This is a genomic window from Vibrio diazotrophicus (assembly GCF_038452265.1).
GTDB classification, from domain to species: Bacteria; Pseudomonadota; Gammaproteobacteria; order Enterobacterales; family Vibrionaceae; genus Vibrio; species Vibrio diazotrophicus.
In genome coordinates this window covers 858,518-874,759 of record NZ_CP151843.1, presented here as the reverse complement: position 1 = coordinate 874,759, position 16,242 = coordinate 858,518, and the positions used below count along the sequence as shown (strand labels likewise).

Genomic DNA, 16,242 nt, shown 5'->3' with positions numbered 1-16,242 from the left:
CAGTATTAGTTAATTAATGTACCTAGTGCTTTCGCATCTTTTTCTACGAATTTAGTAAACTCTTCAGCATTCATATTGTGGATTGTCATCGCCCCTTTTTCCATGAAGTCTTTGAATTCGTCTGAAGCCATTGCTTTATCAAAAGCATCACCTAGGATTGTGATGATTTCGTCAGGAGTATTCTTAGGTGCACCAATACCACGCCATGTACCAGTAACTACGTCTACGCCTTGCTCTTTCAATGTAGGAACGTTAGGGATGTAAGCAATTCTTTCTTCAGACATTACACCCAGAGCTTTTAGCTGACCTGAGCGTAACTGAGAAATTGCTTCTCCTGGTGTAACCATAGTGACATCAGTATGGTTGCCAAGAACTGCTGGAATTGCTTCAGATGCACCGTTGTATGGAATTGCATTAAGTTTGATATTTTGGCTTTTTTCTAAAGCCATCAGGTAAAAGTTAGGTGCCGCAGTTGACGCAAATTTTACAACGCCATCGCCTTTTTTCGCTTCGGCAATAAGGTCGTTAATGGTGTTGTATGGGCTGTCCTTGTGAACAAGAACAACTGCTGGGTCTAAGTTAACCATACGAATCAATTTGAAATCACTTGCATTATGTTGCATTAGGCCCATCTGAGGTAGAGATGCTATTTCTCGAGTCACTACGGTTAACGTATAACCGTCAGGTTTTTGCTGAGCACCAAAACTCATGCCTACAGCGCCTGCTCCACCTGTACGGTTCATCACTGAGATGTTTTGGCCCAAAATATCTTTGGCTGAGTTAGCTAGTGTTCGACCAACTGCATCAGTACCGCCACCGGCACCGAATGGCACGACTAGACGAATGTTTTTGCTAGGGTAGTCAGCCGACATCGCTGTTGCTGAAGCCATGATCCCTGCGCTTACAAATAGAGTTTTTAGTAGTTTGTTCATAATGTCGTTGTACCTTTTGTTTCTGATTTATTGTCTGAAAGTTTGTGTTGGATTGTTAAGCTTGTTTCTTTGATATTCGCTCATACATAGCTGTTCAAAGGCGATGGCTATCCAGCCGCTAATAAGCATGTCGAACCATTGTTCCACGCCACTACAAGCGACGACGACATCGCCATAGGTAAATGAACCATAGAACAACAAATCGTCTTCTCTTAGTGATGATGTATGCAGTGATTGGTTTACTAAATTTGGCTGACGGTTACGCCATGCTTGCAGAGCCTTTTTACGAGCGAAATCGTTAAAAGGGATAGTCCATTGTTCGGGGCTGCCAAGTGAGATTTCAAATAGAATGCTTTCCTCGAATGGGCTTTCCCAAGGCTTTAAACGCGGATCCATAATGACGATATGAAGTTCTTGTCGGTTAGTTTGCTCAAACAGCTTATGAATTGATGGTGTTACCAATTCGATTGCTTCTTTCGCGATGTCCAAATGGCTTTTCATTTATTGCTTATCCGTTTATATCTGAATATTTTCAATAAATGATATTGTATGATTTATTATTAACTAGGAAGTAAGGTCTGGAATGTTATGCAGATCACTGTGAACGTATCTTAGCTGTGCGCTGGCTCTTTATTTTATTAGCTTTAGTGTGATTTTTGATACGGTTTTGAAAACTCGGGATTGACTTTATGTATTACAATATGGGGTTAGTTATAGCGTGGATGTTTGTAAGTTAGTCTCCACAAAAAGCCGAAGGCATAAGCGTTCGGCTTTTTGTGAGTTAGGTTTGAAGTATGTACTAAATTAAAGCGAACGGGCCTTTCCAGCGATAAGTGGTGCCGTTGAAAGTAACATCGTGGTCATTTTCCTGTTGTTCTTCATCTAAGTTGCATATCGCTACTTGATAGTTATTGCCAGTCGTTGTTTTGATAGATACAACGGTTCCAACCTCATCACTACCGAGAATATTAACAGATTCTACTAAACCACGCGCTCCTATAGAGGCTTCTATCGACTCATTGAAGTACCCATGTGTTTCTAGCACAGATGCAAATACCTGATTTTTACCGGATTGGCGAACGATGAGTGCGGGTTCACTTTTTAGGTTAAAGTCCGGATCGTTTGCGCCTGTACGCGTAAATATTACTTCGCCACCGTTTTGAGCACTGGTTACTAGAGAATAGTAGCTAGAGTCGTGTAGCCAGCTTACTAATGAACTGCCTGCTACTGTCCCTGAAGCTAAATTCCACAAGTGCTGATATCCGTTGTTTGGACCTAATGGTTTTAACGTGGTTTCCTGCTGGTATTCAAAGTCTGTACGAATAATTTGGCCGGAGTAATGGAAAGGTAAATCGTATTGGTGCTCTTGCTCTGATTCGATTTTGTAAATATCGATAATCAGTGGTTTCTCGAATTCTTCTAGATCAGCAAGAATAATGCTGCGTTGCATATCAACGCCTTCGTAGTAGCCGGAAATTTGGCCACTCATACCTTGTAATTTCTCATTCTCTGCATTGAAAAAGTGCTTTGTGCCGAATTTACTTTCTGCTAATGCGGTATTGAAATTATTCTGTGTTTTTTGATCAACCGTTACCGTATTGTGAGCAACAGTTTGTTTACAGTAGGATTTGTTTTCCGGGATGTAGCGTCCACCAAACTTTGGTTCTACATTAACCCAACGTCCAAAACCGTAATCGTGAAGTACTTCATGCCCACGGTTGAATACACTAAGGTGCAGCCCATCGTAATGTCCATGGTCTAGTGCTGAGTGATATTGGTGATCTGAACCATGTTGTCCGAACCAAATTAGGGCCATTGTGTCATCATCCTGATCATCACGATGACGTAAAATAGTCAGGCCACCTTTTTCACCTTTTGATCCATCAGTAACATACAAACTTCCCCAGTTGAATGGTTTGATGTCATCTGTTTTTTCTACCGCATCAGAAAGCGTTTTCCCTGAAATATGAACCCATACATTTTGTTGGTGGTTTGCCATTCCTAATAATGTTTCTGCTTGCTCATAGCGATGGAAGCATACCGACGTAGCCATAATTACGCCTTCGTCATTGATTGAAATGGTTTTTGAAGAGTCATTTAGTGCGGGTAAAGTGCCATCTGGAAACGCTGTTTTAAACACCGAGTATGACGTTGTTTTAATCACGGAGTCATTGAACTCATAGATTTTCAATTCAGGTTGACGACGCTCGATTGCTTCTGCAAACAGGTAAATAGGGCGTAGTGAGAAACGGTGGTAGTAAGGCCCTTCCATGTAATAGCCATCAGGTGAAAACAGTTGGTCTAATTGCGCTAGGAAGCCACCGCTGACTTTATCTAATTTTAAGCCATAAAGAGCTTTGTCTACGGATTCTTGATCATTAATGGCATAGCCACAAATCCCAACAGCGGCCACAGCCCATAAACCATGATTGTGAACAATATCGAAATCGTGGCCGTAGATGACTACGAACAGTTCGATCATCTGTTTAAACAAGTCATTCTCAATTAGCGATCTTTGTTCTTTCTCTAACGTGTGATAGATACAACTGTAGGCACAAGAAGCATAGAGCATCCACATATTTTCGTTAAGAGTCTGATGGAATATTTTGCCTGGAGGGTTTGAGTCTCTACTGGTGTTACTTTCTAATGTTGGGTACACCTTTGCATAGGCAGTAAGCATTTCAACAATGTAATCACGATATTTTTGCTCGCCAGTGATCAGAAATAGTCTGCCTGCAAGATCCATGTGAATGTAGTTTTGTTTGTGACGATTATGCTCGTAACCACCGCCTTCACCATGGCCCGGAACTTCAATACCGATGTTAGTAATATAGTTGTCCGTTTGTGCAATATCACGAGAGAGAGCTTTTCCCAGTAGGCTATCTGTTCCCAGTGCTGTACTTAACTCTTTCGCCTCATCAAAACTGATTAAAAGTGGTTGATAGCTCATTGTTATTTCTCCTGCCCGTTTGGCTGAATTTCAACAGAATGCGAGCCAGTCCATTGATATGTTTTATCATTAATTTTTATTGTGTTATCCGTTTGATTATCAACACATGGGTTGTTGCTAACCATTACCGTAACGGTCGATTTTTCTGTTTGGATTTCGATAACACTTGCGGTTTCATCGTACCCAATGATTCGGACATCACTTACCAACCCTCTAGCATTGACGGATTGCTCAAACTCTTCATTAAAATAGCCATGTGTTTCAAGTGTTGATACAAATAAGCTTGATTTCCCTTGAGTACGTAAGATGAATGCGGGTTCACTTCGTAGATTGAAACTAGGGTCATTTGCACCAGTTCTGGTGAAGATTATTTCACTGTTGGTATTGGAACTTGTACCTAACCAAGAGTAGTACGAATTATTTTGTAGCCAGCTAACGAGTGCTGTACCTTCGATTTTACCGCTAGCCGTTTTCCATAGGTGTTGATACCCATTTTGTGTACCTAAAGTATTTAGCTCGCTGTCTGTTTTATAGGCGAAGTTCGTACGAATCAGTTGGCCATCATATTGGTGTGAATAGTCGTATTGATGTTCTGATTCACTACTTATTCTGTACAAGTCAAGTAGCAAAGGTGTTTCCAACTCTTCAATGCTCAGCATGAACACGCTTCGCTGCATTTTGATATTCTTTTGGTGATCATTGGTAAAAGCACTCATACCTTTGACTTGAGAATGATCAACCTGGAAGAAGTGTGGGTCACCATGCACTGAATCAGCACGCTCTATATCAAAATTATTCTGACACTGCTCATCAATAGTGATTGCATTGTGGGCAATTGTTTGACGCGCGTATGATTTGTTTTCATCTAAGTAACGTCCGCCAAATTTCGGTTCGACATTAACCCAGCGGCAGTAGCCGTACTCACGCAAAACTTCTTGGCCTCGATTGAAGAAGGTGATGCCTAAAGTATCGAAATGACCGTGATCCATACCATGTTGGCCATAATTCATAACGAGCTGGGAGACATCCCCGTTATTGTCTCGCATTCGAATAAATCCTTGAGCACCTTTGTCACCTTTAGGACCTTCACTGAGTTCAATACTCGGCCAGAAAGGCATACCGATCTCACGACTGTTGGATGCCTTGTCATAGGCATGGGATAGTTCAAGCCCACATGGGTGCATCCAGACAGAATCTTGGATCTTAGCCATACCCATAATATTGTCGTTTAGACCGTAATGCTTGCTGTAAACACTAACCGCTATTTGAACACCCATATCGGTAATGCCCATCGTTTTTGAAGCATCGTTGAGAGCCGGAAATTGTCCGTTTGGATAAGCAGTAGCTAATAGAGCCTGAACAGTGTTACCAATGACCTTGTCTTTGTAGTTAAAAATATCAATTTCAGGCATATGTCGATGCAAGACTTCAGCAAAGATACAGGTCGGCTGAATAGCATAACGATGATAGTAAGGGCCTTCGATGTAGTAACCGGAAGGAGAAAATAGTTGTGACATTTGAGCGAGGAACCCGCCAGTGTCATTACGTTCCTGTCCGTACACTGACATCTCTAAGTACTCGCGTTTACCAACAACGAGGCCACAAATGCCAACCGCAGCCACAGCCCAGATACCATGGTTATGGATACGGTCAAAGTCGTGGCCGTATTTTTCTGTAAACATAGCAAGCATCGGCTCAAATACACCGTCAATCACTGTGTTCCTTTCCTGCTCAGTCATTGTTGAAGCAACGCAAGAGTACGCAAGGCTAGTGAACAATAACCAGCAGTGCTCGTTGAGTATCTGGTGAAATAAACGTCCGGTAGGGTTGGTGTTTTTTTGAACATGAAAGCCGAATGTTAAGTATTTATCTGCATAAATTGCTAATAAGTCCCTAACAAATTTTGCATATTTTTTATCCTGAGTAATTAAAAACAACTGACCAGCGGTATGCATGTATAAGTAGTTTTGTTTGTGGCGATTATGTTCATAGCCGCCAGCCTCACCATGGCCTGGTACATCCAATGGTAAACGCATGAATGCATCTAACTCTTTGATGTTTCGGTCTATCGTTTTGCCCATGAGGCTTGTTGTACCAAATTCCTGTTGTAACTCCGCGATTTCCGCTTCATTCATGAGTATTGGTTTCGTCGTCATTTCAGTCACCAAGATTAAAAATAATGAAAATACCTTATCATAAAGTAATACAATATATTTGTGATTTTGGCATGTATTTGAAGAAAAAATCAAATCAAACTTGGTTGGTGCATCTAGTTCTAATTGAGGTTTTGTATAGGTTTGGCTTGTGTTTGGCAATGTTTTTTTGCCCAGCGCTTTATAAAACTCATGATGATTAAATATGATTTTTATCACACTTATAAAGTTGTATTGTATGACAATTGAGTCGAATTAAGTATTCTAAGGCCATTCAAATAGAAAACAACATCAAGTAAGCGTATTTGCGATACCGTTTTAACGTTGAGCTGTACTTGCGTTTCTTCAATTTATTAGGAGCAAAAAATGAATCCATTCTTTAATGCAGATGAACACCCATGGGAAGAGCTAGGTGATGGCTTAAAACGCAAAATTATCGGCTATACCGATGACTTAATGGTGGTTCATGTTCAATTTGATAAAGGTGCTATAGGTCATCCTCATTCACATGAAATACATGATCAGATTGGCTACGTTGTTCAGGGCAGTTTTGAAGCTGAAGTTGATGGTCAAAAGAAAATCCTAAAGCCTGGTGATGCTTATATCGCTCTTAAGCATTTTGTTCACGGAGCCGTGGCGCTAGAGCAAGATAGTATTTTGCTAGATGTGTTTAACCCTGCGCGTGAAGATTTTTTGAAATAATTTCTAAATGCAGCCGGATTGAAGATTAGGATAACTCTATGAAAACAATCAACATAGCCATTATTGGCGAGTGCATGGTTGAACTGCAAAACAAGAATGGTCAGATTCAGCAGTCATTTGGAGGTGACACTCTAAATACTGCTCTCTACCTTTCACGTTTGACAAAAAACTCGAATGTAAAAACTAGCTACATAACCGCTTTAGGTCATGACCCTTTCAGTCAAGAGATGCTTAATGCTTGGCAAGAAGAGGGTATAGATACTGGACTTGTACTCAAGTTAGATAATAAGCAACCGGGCATTTACTGCATTGAAACTGATAATACCGGTGAGCGCTACTTTCATTATTGGCGTAGTGACTCAGCAGCAAAATACGTATTTGAACAGCCAGAATCGGATTCATTGATTGAAAAACTGTTGTCTTTCGATGTTATCTATTTAAGCGGTATTACCTTAGCAATCTTAACGGAAAGCGGGCGTGCGGAGTTGTTCTCACTGCTAGATAAATTTAAGCAGCAAGGTGGCAAAGTTGCTTTTGATAACAACTATCGTCCTAAGTTATGGGCTGATTCCGAAGCTGCAATGAAGTGCCATCTAAAAGTACTTACATATACTGATATTGCACTTTTAACTTTTGATGATGAACAAATGCTATTTGGCGATGAAAAGCTTGAACAGTGTATTGAGAGAACTTCTTCCGCTGGCGTTAGCGAAATCATTATTAAGCGCGGCAGTGAAGAATGCGTTGTTGTATCTGAAAGTGACATTCAACACGTAGCTCCGAATAAGATCGATAAAGTGGTCGATACGACAGCCGCCGGAGACTCATTCAGTGCTGGCTTCTTAGCTAAGAGGTTAGTTGGTGGAAGTGCTTGCGAAGCTGCACATGCTGGCCACTGTATGGCAGGTGCGGTGATACAGCACAAAGGTGCCATTATTCCTCAAAGTGCAATGCCTTTATTCACAGATTAATGCTTTCCAATCACTCTGGCGGCTTAGTTTAACGCCAGAGTAAACAACCAAATTTTATGAGATTGTATTTATGAAAACGCTTGATGAACAACTCGCCGAATTAAAAGTAATCCCTGTTATTGCAATTAATAGGGCTGAAGATGCGATTCCTCTAGGCAGAGCTTTGATGGAAAACGGCATGCATTGTGCTGAAATTACACTTCGTACTAGCTGCGCTATCGAAGCTATTCGCATTATGCGCAAAGAGTTTCCAGATATGCTTATTGGAGCGGGTACCGTCATAACGAATGAGCAAGTTGATGCTTCTATTGATGCTGGTGTCGATTTTATTGTTAGCCCTGGTTTTAACCCAAGAACAGTTCAATATTGCTTTGAGAAGAACATTCCAATTGTTCCTGGGGTTAATAATCCAAGCTTAGTGGAGCAGGCAATGGAAATGGGTCTTCGTACGCTAAAGTTTTTCCCTGCTGAACCCTCTGGTGGAGTGGGAATGTTAAAAGCATTAACAGCGGTATATCCAGTTAAGTTTATGCCAACTGGTGGTGTAAGTTTAAATAATGTTGATGAATATTTGTCTATTCCATCGGTATTAGCCTGCGGTGGAACCTGGATGGTTCCAACTAAGCTTATTGATGAAGGCTTATGGGAAGAATTAGGGAAACTGGTGCGTGATGCTGTGGAGCATGTAACGAACCTGTAGCGCTAAATTAGTAGTAGGCGAGCATGTGCTCGCTTTATCTCTTTCTATTATGCAATACGTAGCGTCGTTTAAATCAGGAAGAACTAACGGTGTGTCATTTGCTGATTTCAACAAAGTAGAACATTATGCAAAACCAAAAATCTCTTGATGCAATTAAAAAAATCAAGCTGGAGAATGATACTTCAGCAGGTAATTTAGTCGATTTACTGCCAATTAAAGTACAGAAGCGAGACTTTGATTTATCATTTTTGGATAACTTAAGTGTGGAGCGTCCACGCCTTCTAGTTCAAGCACAAGATCTTCAAGAGTTCCAAGGTAAAGTACAGAAAGATGAATCGTTCTGTATGTTTGACGATTTTTATGTCAATTCAACAGCAAAATTTTTAGATGTTGAACCTTATGAAGAACCGCAACCATATCCAGAAGAGACGGTTGGAAAAGCTTCATTATGGAGACCATATTGGCGACAAATGTATGTTGATTGCCAGATGGCTCTTAACGCAACACGCAACCTAGCGATAGCTGGTGTTGTTAAAAAAGATGAATCTCTTATTCTAAAAGCGAAAGCATGGACGTTGAAGCTCGCTTCTTACGATCCAGATGGCGTTACATCTCGTGGTTATAATGATGAGGCCGCTTTCCGTGTTATCGCTGCTATGGCATGGGGTTATGACTGGCTTCATCCATACTTTTCAGAGCATGAGCGTGAGATTGTTCAAACAGCACTAGTTACTCGCTTAGATGAGATTATGCACCACCTGAAGGTAACTGTTGATTTGCTTGCGAATCCTTTAAACAGTCATGGCGTTCGTTCTATCTCATCCGCTGTTATTCCAACATGTATAGCGCTATTCCACGATCATCCTAAAGCTGGTGAATATTTGTCATATGCATTGGAATATTACGCAGAACATTATCCACCATGGGGTGGCGAAGATGGTGGCTGGGCAGAAGGCCCAGACTATTGGAATACTCAAACGGCATTCTTGGGTGAAGCATTCGATTTATTGAAGGCATACACTGGCGTAGATATGTTTAATAAAACTTTCTACGAAAATACGGGCGACTTTCCACTGTACTGCATGCCTGTACACTCAAAGCGTGCAAGCTTCTGTGATCAATCTTCGATTGGTGATTTCCCTGGCCTTAAACTGGCTTACAACATTAAGCATTATGCAGGTGTTAATCAAAAACCAGAGTATGTTTGGTATTACAATCAGCTTAAAAGTCGTGATACAGAAGCACATACAAAATTCTACAATTATGGCTGGTGGGACTTCGGCTATGATGACTTGCGTTTCAACATCTTATGGGATGCTCCGGAAGAAAAAGCACCATCAAACGACCCTTTGTTGAAGGTGTTCCCGATTACCGGATGGGCTGCTTTTCATAATAAGATGACTGAGCGTGATGAACATATTCATATGATCTTCAAGTGTTCACCTTTTGGGTCTATCAGCCATTCTCATGGTGACCAAAACGCTTTTACGTTGCATGCCTTTGGAGAAACGCTTGCCTCTATTACTGGTTATTACGGTGGTTTTGGCGTAGACATGCATACTAAGTGGCGTCGTCATACGTTCTCTAAGAACTTACCGTTGTTCGGTGGAAAAGGCCAATACGGTGAGAACAAAAATACAGGCTACGAAGGTCACCAAGATCGCTTCTGTATAGAGGCAGGTGGCCGTATCGTGGATTTTGATACCGATTCTGAAATCAAAATGGTGGAAGGTGATGCGACCGATTCATATAAGCATTTTGTGCCAGAAATTGAATCATACAAGCGTAAGATTTGGTTCGTAAAAGGGAAGGTATTCGTTATTCAAGACATAGCCTCTCTATCTGAAGAGAAAGACATGACTTGGTTAATGCATACTACTTATACGAATGAAACCGCTGATAGATCATTCACGATTCGTGGTGAAAAAGCACATCTGGATGTGAACTTTATTAATGAAGCACAAGACAATATTGTTTCGGTAGAAAACGTTGAAGGCTTCGGTGATGTTGACCCATATGAATACAAAGATCTAGAGGTTCACCGTCACGTTGAAGTGAAGTTTAAACCTATGAAACTGCATAATGTGTTGACGTTGTTAACCCCAAATAAAAATGTGGGAGAGCAACTGACTGTTACTTATGAAGTTGAAGGTAATACTTTGAAACTTGTTGTTGATGGTGAAGCTGTTCAAATTAAATTGAACTGAGTTTATTAATCATTAAATAAATGCCCAGCTTCGGCTGGGCTTTTTATTACTAATACGAACATAAAGTTTGGTGTAGGCCACTTATGTGGCCAAGCAATAGGGAAATAACAAATCTATGTTTAATATCAAATCGCCACATTTACTCGGGTTGAAGAGCAAGTTAATTCTGGTTGTAACAATTGTAATTTCTTTAATTCTTATCAGTTCAAACTGGTATTCATTCGCTCAGATAAAACAAGTACACAAGCAACGGATTGTAGACAGAATTGAAGCGTCGTTGTCTGTAGAAGCGAAAAAAATTGAGAATGACGTTCGTCGAACTGTAGAAACGGTAAATGCAGTGGCAAACACGTTGAAGTCTCAAAATCTTTCTGTCCCGCAAGAGGAGTTAATGCACTATGGGGCTACTTTTGGTGGTATAGAAAAAATTATAGTCGGCTATGATGATGGACGGAGCTATACATCTCGTCCTTCTGACTCATTTCCTGGTGGAGTAGGAATTCTCGAAAAGTATGATCCAAGAACACGCTCTTGGTATAACCAGGCGAAACAAATTAAGGGGCTTTCTTTTAGTAAATTATTTTTTACCAAAAGTAATCAAACGCCGATGATTGGTGTTATGTATTCGCTTGGAAATAGTGTGGTTTTAGCTGATATTCGATTTGATAAACTGGGTGAACAACTTACTAGTCTTGAAAAAATCTATCAAGCTAGAGGAATAGTAGTCGATGAAAATGGTATGGTAGTTGCGTCCAACTTAGATGCAATACAATCGCAGGTTCAAATAAGTTCATTGTCTCAAGAATACAATATTCCAAATGTAATTGAACACATTGGAGAATTGTTTCCAAGTGAGGTTGGAGGACAACCAATCCTACTAATGGCAAAAGAAATAAGAATTAGCTCAGGTAAACAATGGGCAATGGTTTCGTTTATCGATCCTAAGATCGCATATTTTGAAATGGACGAACTTATTGTTAGTGAAGTACTAAAAATAATATGTACGATTACTGTCGCAATAATCATTATGTTATTAGTGATGAACTATTTATATCAACCTATAAAGTCACTTCGAACCATAGTCGATGAGTTATCAAATGGTGAGGGAGATCTAACTCAAAGGTTAGTTGTAAAAAGCGATGATGATTTGGGAAAGATAGCGGATGGAATCAATATATTCATAGAGCAGATACAATTTTTGATGTTAAAAATCGAAAGCGCCTCTACATCTTTAAAGGAAAATGTACAGCAACTTGAAGTACAAGCTGATGAAACCAGCTACATATTAACTCAGCATTCGAAAGAAACAGAACAAATTGTTGCTGCGATAGAAGAGTTGAATTCTACAGCCGAAACTGTTGCAGAGAATGCAGAAATAACCGCTAATTCAACCAACTCTGCTTCAGAATATGGAAAGCTATCTAAGACGGCTGTATGCAGCACACAGGAACATGTAAGCCAATTGGCTACTGAGATAGAAAATACAGCAGCTAGCTTACAAAATATGAGTAATGAATCTAAAAAAATTAGTAATATTTTGACAGTAATAGGGGAGATTGCAGACCAGACAAATTTATTAGCACTAAATGCTGCCATTGAAGCAGCAAGAGCTGGTGAACAAGGTCGAGGCTTTTCGGTTGTGGCAGATGAGGTACGAACTCTTGCAAGTAGAACACAAGATAGTACGGAAGAAATAAATCAGACACTTAAACGGTTATTATCTATAAATGATGAAGTTGTGCGTTCGATGGAGAATACTAAAACCAAGAGTTTTGAATCTACGAATAATATTGCTAGCGTTGAGGTTAGTCTTGATAATTTAACGGAACAAGTCTCGTGTATTAACGACTTAATGGCTGAAATAGCTACGGTGGCTGAGCAGCAAAGTGGAGTTACCCAAGCAATTTGCTTAAATATGAATGCATTGAGTAGCTTAGTGTGCGAGCTAACCCAAAACGTAGAGAAAACGATGAATCAAGCTGGGTATATATCTCAAATTAATTGCAATTTAGTTCTAGTGGTAAATCAGTTTAAGTTACGTTGAATTTGGTTGGTGTGAATTAAACAAAACAAAATTTGATGGAGTTGTTCGTAACATTCTTCATTATAAAACCCAGTTTAGGCTGGGTTTCTTTTTTACATCTAAACTTTGGGGATAATGACTCTAGTGTTTTAAGAAAGGTGTATAGTTCCATTGATTAATTTCCGATTCACTCTCATTTCGGTAAATCGAAAATTAAGCTTTCCAATTCAGTAAATTGCTCTATATCGAGTTGAATTTCGAAATCTCTATTCATCAATTTCAAGTATATGCTCAATATTGAAGCAATATGCTAGTCCAATGGTACAAATTGAAATATTTTGCAATTTCCTTAGCGGAAATAGACATTTATGAATCGTAGGAAGTTAAAAGCACCTAGCCCTAGAACGTTTATAGGGGGGAGATCCATTAAGGCTAGGTGAAAGAGCCAGTAACTTATCGTTACTGGCTCATAAACTGTCATGCGTTTTACGAGGACGAGACAGCTTAAATTTGATTATCACTTATTAATTGAGTGATTTATTTTTTTAGGTTCAGGAAATAGTCAAAGATTTCTGGTACGTTGCCGTTCCCCATACCAGCTTCGAACGCCGCTTGTAGGTTAGCTGATGAACCTTCTGCAATTTTAGATTCTGTTCCAAGGTCAGAAACCATTTCTAAGAAGTAACCCAAATCTTTATTTGCATTTGCAATTGAGAAGCCTAGATCACTAACACCATCAACAGCGTAATTCTTACAGAAGTGCATAAATGGTGAGTTCGAAGGGCCAGTAGACATGATGTCGAATAGTTGCTGACGATCTACGCCCGCGCGGTCAGCCACTGCGAAAGCTTGAGACATCGCACAAACGGTTGTCATACCCATAAAGTTGTTCACTAGCTTGGTTGTGTGACCAGCGCCTAGTTCACCTAGATGGAATACGTTTTCACCTTGGTCATCAAGAACAGGTTTAACTTTGTTAAATGTTTCGATGTCGCCAGCAGCCATGATATTTAAGAGGCCATCTTTAGCGTGAGCAGGTGTACGACCTAGTGGAGCATCGATCATGCCAGCGCCTTTAGCCGCCAAATCTGCCCCAATCTTACGAGTAGAAGCTGGGATTGAAGTACCGAAGTCGATTAATACTGAACTTTCTTTTATACCTGCCAGAATACCGTCATCAGCATAAACTAATTTTTCTACAACGGCAGAAGTGGTTAGACATAGCATGACAATATCGCTTGATTCTGCTAGCTCTTTAGCTGAACTCATTTTTTTAGCGCCACGGGCAACACAAGTAGCTACTGCTTCAGTGTTGAGATCCATAACGTTTAGCTCGTATCCACGTTTTTGTAGGTTTTCAACCATATTGCCGCCCATTAGACCCAGTCCAATGAAACCAATAACAGGTTTAGTCATATCTTACTCCAAATATACTATTGTATGATTATATGGTTTGATTTTATCGCTATCTAAAGGATTTGGCAATGTCTTAAGGGCAGGGCTATTTCGGGTGGTGTATAAGTGTTAGTTAAGAAAAATACATTTTTATCATATACTTATATTTAATTTCTAGGATTGGTAGATTGATTTGAATATTTTAATTGTATGACAATTATGTGCGAGTGCTCACACAAATATCGCAAGAAGTGATGTTATAGCTAGTCAAATCAAAGCCTGTGGCGAAGGTATCACGAGATTTACTTTTGTTTGGATAGGTCATCGATCACATTAAAGTGTTGATTTTGGGCTGTAGATCAGATTAAAAAGCCAATAAATGTGAGTAATCAAACAATTCTATTAGTTGATAGTACATCTAAAAACAAAATTGCCTTATATGTATGACAATAATACATATAAGGAGTTGTTAGATGAAACAAATATTAGTTCTTACCAGTTCTCTTCTTTTGTCTGCGCCTGCTTTAGCTAACGTTGCTAATAATGGTGTTGATTATCCAGTACCTGCCGACAAATTTGACATGCGTAATTGGAAAATTACCATTCCTTCAGATATCAATGAAGATGGTCGAGTAGATGAAATTGAAGGGGTAGCGATGATGAGCTACTCTCACTCAGATTTTTTTCATTTAGATAAAGACGGCAATATTGTGTTTGAAGTTCACAATAAAGCAATTACGACAAAGAATTCGAAGAACGCCCGTTCAGAGTTGCGTCAGATGGCTCGTGGTGCAGACTTTTCCATTGATACTCACGACAACAAAAACAACTGGGCACTTTCTAGTCACCCTGATGCCGATTCCTTTAGTTCGGTTGGTGGAACTTTAGAAGCAACGCTTAAAGTTAACCACGTATCTTTACACGCTAAGTTTCCAGAGAAGTATCCGGCGCATTCTGTAGTTGTTGGGCAAATTCATGCTGAAAAAGACAATGCTCAAATAAAGGCAAAAACTGGATTTGGTCATGGTAATGAGCCAATTAAGATTTTCTACAAGAAATTCCCAGGTCATAAAATGGGGTCTGTGTTTTGGAACTACGAACGTAATCTTGAAACGAACGATCCAAATAGAGCTGACATTGCTTATCCTGTATGGGGATACACATGGGAGAACTCTGAGGAACCAGGTGACTCTGGAATAGCATTGGGTGAAGAGTTTAGCTACAAGATTGATGTACAAGGTACAATGATGTATCTAACATTTGAGACAGAGCGTCATGACGCGGTGAAATACGAGATTGATTTAAGCAAGGGAATTGACAGTAAAGATTCACCACAGGGATATGAGAAAGATGCATTCTACTTCAAGGCTGGTGCATATGGGCAGTGTAGCGTTCAAGAATCTCACCCAGTCTGGGGACCGGGTTGTGAAGGAACTGGTGACTTTTCCATTGATAAAAAGAATGGAGACTATAACAGTGTGACGTTCTCTGCTTTGAAATTGAATGGACACTAATCAGTCTTAAGCACCTAAGCCTCCAACCGCTAAATGTGATTGGAGGCTTAATTGTTTTGGTTATTTGCTAACTCGGCTATGGAAAATGGATAGGTGCTTCACAGTTAGCGGCTATAACTCGTCAGCATAAAATGACTTTGATAAAAGGGAGCTTCACGATTAGCAAACATATTTAACAGACTTGCTTTATTTGCTATGAACACTGATTGCGTATTGTTAACTTGTCGCGTTGTCAAAATTGTACGCAGAGAGTACGTAACATCGACATATAAAGGCGCGAGTGATTCGCAATTAACAAACCACAACAAAGATTTTTTACTTCCATCTTCGATGGCTGCAAGGAAGTCTGAATTCTCTTTTGCAGACAACGCTGATGATGCAGTGTCGTATTTTGAAAAATCTAAATAGTGAACCTCTATATTTTTTTGCTTGGCTAATAAGGTGACATTTTGAATAAAATCTGTATGAAGTACATCAGAATCAGCAATAGAAATTCTAAAGTCCATTTCCCACGCAAATCGCACGAAGTTATGGGGAGTTATATGCTTCTTAGCTAAGACATTACTTTTACTATTGTTCAATATAAACTCCGTATTGCCTTACAGGACCGTTTCTAACGAAGTAACACCATATCATAATCACCCGATTGTTCAGTTCATTGTGTCGGTTATTTCAAGCTTAAAATATCTAATTTC

The 16,242-nt window shown here is 39.8% G+C and carries 12 protein-coding genes; 6 read left to right on the top strand and 6 right to left on the bottom strand.

Features of this window, described 5'->3' with window-relative positions; genetic code table 11:
- Positions 1–5: 5 nt before the first annotated feature.
- From AAGA51_RS19250 to AAGA51_RS19235, 4 genes are all read right to left on the bottom strand, one after another.
- Positions 6–932 (bottom strand): tripartite tricarboxylate transporter substrate binding protein, encoded by a 927-nt coding sequence (locus AAGA51_RS19250; RefSeq protein ID WP_042489998.1) that lies wholly within the window; start codon positions 930–932, stop codon positions 6–8.
- 27 nt (positions 933–959) lie between these two features.
- The gene (locus AAGA51_RS19245; RefSeq protein WP_042489997.1) at positions 960–1,433 is read right to left on the bottom strand and encodes a hypothetical protein; all 474 of its coding nucleotides are present in this window, start codon (positions 1,431–1,433) and stop codon (positions 960–962) included.
- A gap of 298 nt (positions 1,434–1,731) precedes the next feature.
- Positions 1,732–3,882, bottom strand: coding sequence for a heparinase II/III domain-containing protein (locus AAGA51_RS19240; protein WP_042489995.1), 2,151 nt, complete (start codon positions 3,880–3,882; stop codon positions 1,732–1,734).
- 2 nt (positions 3,883–3,884) lie between these two features.
- A complete protein-coding gene (locus AAGA51_RS19235; protein ID WP_042490041.1) occupies positions 3,885–6,038 on the bottom strand; it encodes a heparinase II/III domain-containing protein in 2,154 nt (717 codons plus the stop codon).
- 363 nt (positions 6,039–6,401) lie between these two features.
- Between AAGA51_RS19235 and AAGA51_RS19230 the strand changes: the two genes are divergently transcribed.
- The 5 genes from AAGA51_RS19230 to AAGA51_RS19210 all read left to right on the top strand — a co-directional run bounded on the left by AAGA51_RS19230 (position 6,402) and on the right by AAGA51_RS19210 (position 12,659).
- A complete protein-coding gene (locus tag AAGA51_RS19230) occupies positions 6,402–6,737 on the top strand; it encodes a cupin domain-containing protein (protein ID WP_042489993.1) in 336 nt (111 codons plus the stop codon).
- Positions 6,738–6,775: 38 nt separating this feature from the next.
- Entirely contained in the window at positions 6,776–7,708 is a 933-nt protein-coding gene (locus tag AAGA51_RS19225) for a sugar kinase (RefSeq protein WP_042489991.1), read from the top strand.
- A 70-nt stretch (positions 7,709–7,778) separates the two neighbouring features.
- Entirely contained in the window at positions 7,779–8,408 is a 630-nt protein-coding gene (locus AAGA51_RS19220; protein WP_042489989.1) for a bifunctional 4-hydroxy-2-oxoglutarate aldolase/2-dehydro-3-deoxy-phosphogluconate aldolase, read from the top strand.
- A gap of 125 nt (positions 8,409–8,533) precedes the next feature.
- Entirely contained in the window at positions 8,534–10,615 is a 2,082-nt protein-coding gene (locus tag AAGA51_RS19215) for a DUF4962 domain-containing protein (protein WP_042489987.1), read from the top strand.
- Positions 10,616–10,730: 115 nt separating this feature from the next.
- Positions 10,731–12,659, top strand: coding sequence for a methyl-accepting chemotaxis protein (locus AAGA51_RS19210; RefSeq protein ID WP_042489985.1), 1,929 nt, complete (start codon positions 10,731–10,733; stop codon positions 12,657–12,659).
- 516 nt (positions 12,660–13,175) lie between these two features.
- On the opposite strand, the gene AAGA51_RS19205 is transcribed toward AAGA51_RS19210, so the two are convergent.
- A complete protein-coding gene (locus AAGA51_RS19205) occupies positions 13,176–14,054 on the bottom strand; it encodes an NAD(P)-dependent oxidoreductase (protein WP_042489983.1) in 879 nt (292 codons plus the stop codon).
- 452 nt (positions 14,055–14,506) lie between these two features.
- Between AAGA51_RS19205 and AAGA51_RS19200 the strand changes: the two genes are divergently transcribed.
- The gene (locus AAGA51_RS19200) at positions 14,507–15,547 is read left to right on the top strand and encodes a polysaccharide lyase family 7 protein (protein ID WP_042489980.1); all 1,041 of its coding nucleotides are present in this window, start codon (positions 14,507–14,509) and stop codon (positions 15,545–15,547) included.
- A gap of 104 nt (positions 15,548–15,651) precedes the next feature.
- Here AAGA51_RS19200 and AAGA51_RS19195 read toward each other — a convergent pair whose 3' ends face one another.
- Complete coding sequence (locus AAGA51_RS19195; protein ID WP_255209417.1) at positions 15,652–16,128, bottom strand: hypothetical protein; 477 nt, start codon at positions 16,126–16,128, stop codon at positions 15,652–15,654.
- Between the last annotated feature and the right edge of the window lie 114 nt (positions 16,129–16,242).

Bases quoted from the DNA above. Each gene is read 5' to 3' on its own strand.
- AAGA51_RS19235 (WP_042490041.1), bottom strand. From the start codon at position 6,038: ATGACGACGAAACCAATACTCATGAATGAAGCGGAAATCGCGGAGTTA.
- AAGA51_RS19250 (WP_042489998.1), bottom strand. From the start codon at position 932: ATGAACAAACTACTAAAAACTCTATTTGTAAGCGCAGGGATCATGGCT.
- AAGA51_RS19205 (WP_042489983.1), bottom strand. From the start codon at position 14,054: ATGACTAAACCTGTTATTGGTTTCATTGGACTGGGTCTAATGGGCGGC.
- AAGA51_RS19240 (WP_042489995.1), bottom strand. From the start codon at position 3,882: ATGAGCTATCAACCACTTTTAATCAGTTTTGATGAGGCGAAAGAGTTA.
- AAGA51_RS19210 (WP_042489985.1), top strand. From the start codon at position 10,731: ATGTTTAATATCAAATCGCCACATTTACTCGGGTTGAAGAGCAAGTTA.
- AAGA51_RS19225 (WP_042489991.1), top strand. From the start codon at position 6,776: ATGAAAACAATCAACATAGCCATTATTGGCGAGTGCATGGTTGAACTG.
- AAGA51_RS19200 (WP_042489980.1), top strand. From the start codon at position 14,507: ATGAAACAAATATTAGTTCTTACCAGTTCTCTTCTTTTGTCTGCGCCT.
- AAGA51_RS19215 (WP_042489987.1), top strand. From the start codon at position 8,534: ATGCAAAACCAAAAATCTCTTGATGCAATTAAAAAAATCAAGCTGGAG.
- AAGA51_RS19220 (WP_042489989.1), top strand. From the start codon at position 7,779: ATGAAAACGCTTGATGAACAACTCGCCGAATTAAAAGTAATCCCTGTT.
- AAGA51_RS19245 (WP_042489997.1), bottom strand. From the start codon at position 1,433: ATGAAAAGCCATTTGGACATCGCGAAAGAAGCAATCGAATTGGTAACA.
- AAGA51_RS19230 (WP_042489993.1), top strand. From the start codon at position 6,402: ATGAATCCATTCTTTAATGCAGATGAACACCCATGGGAAGAGCTAGGT.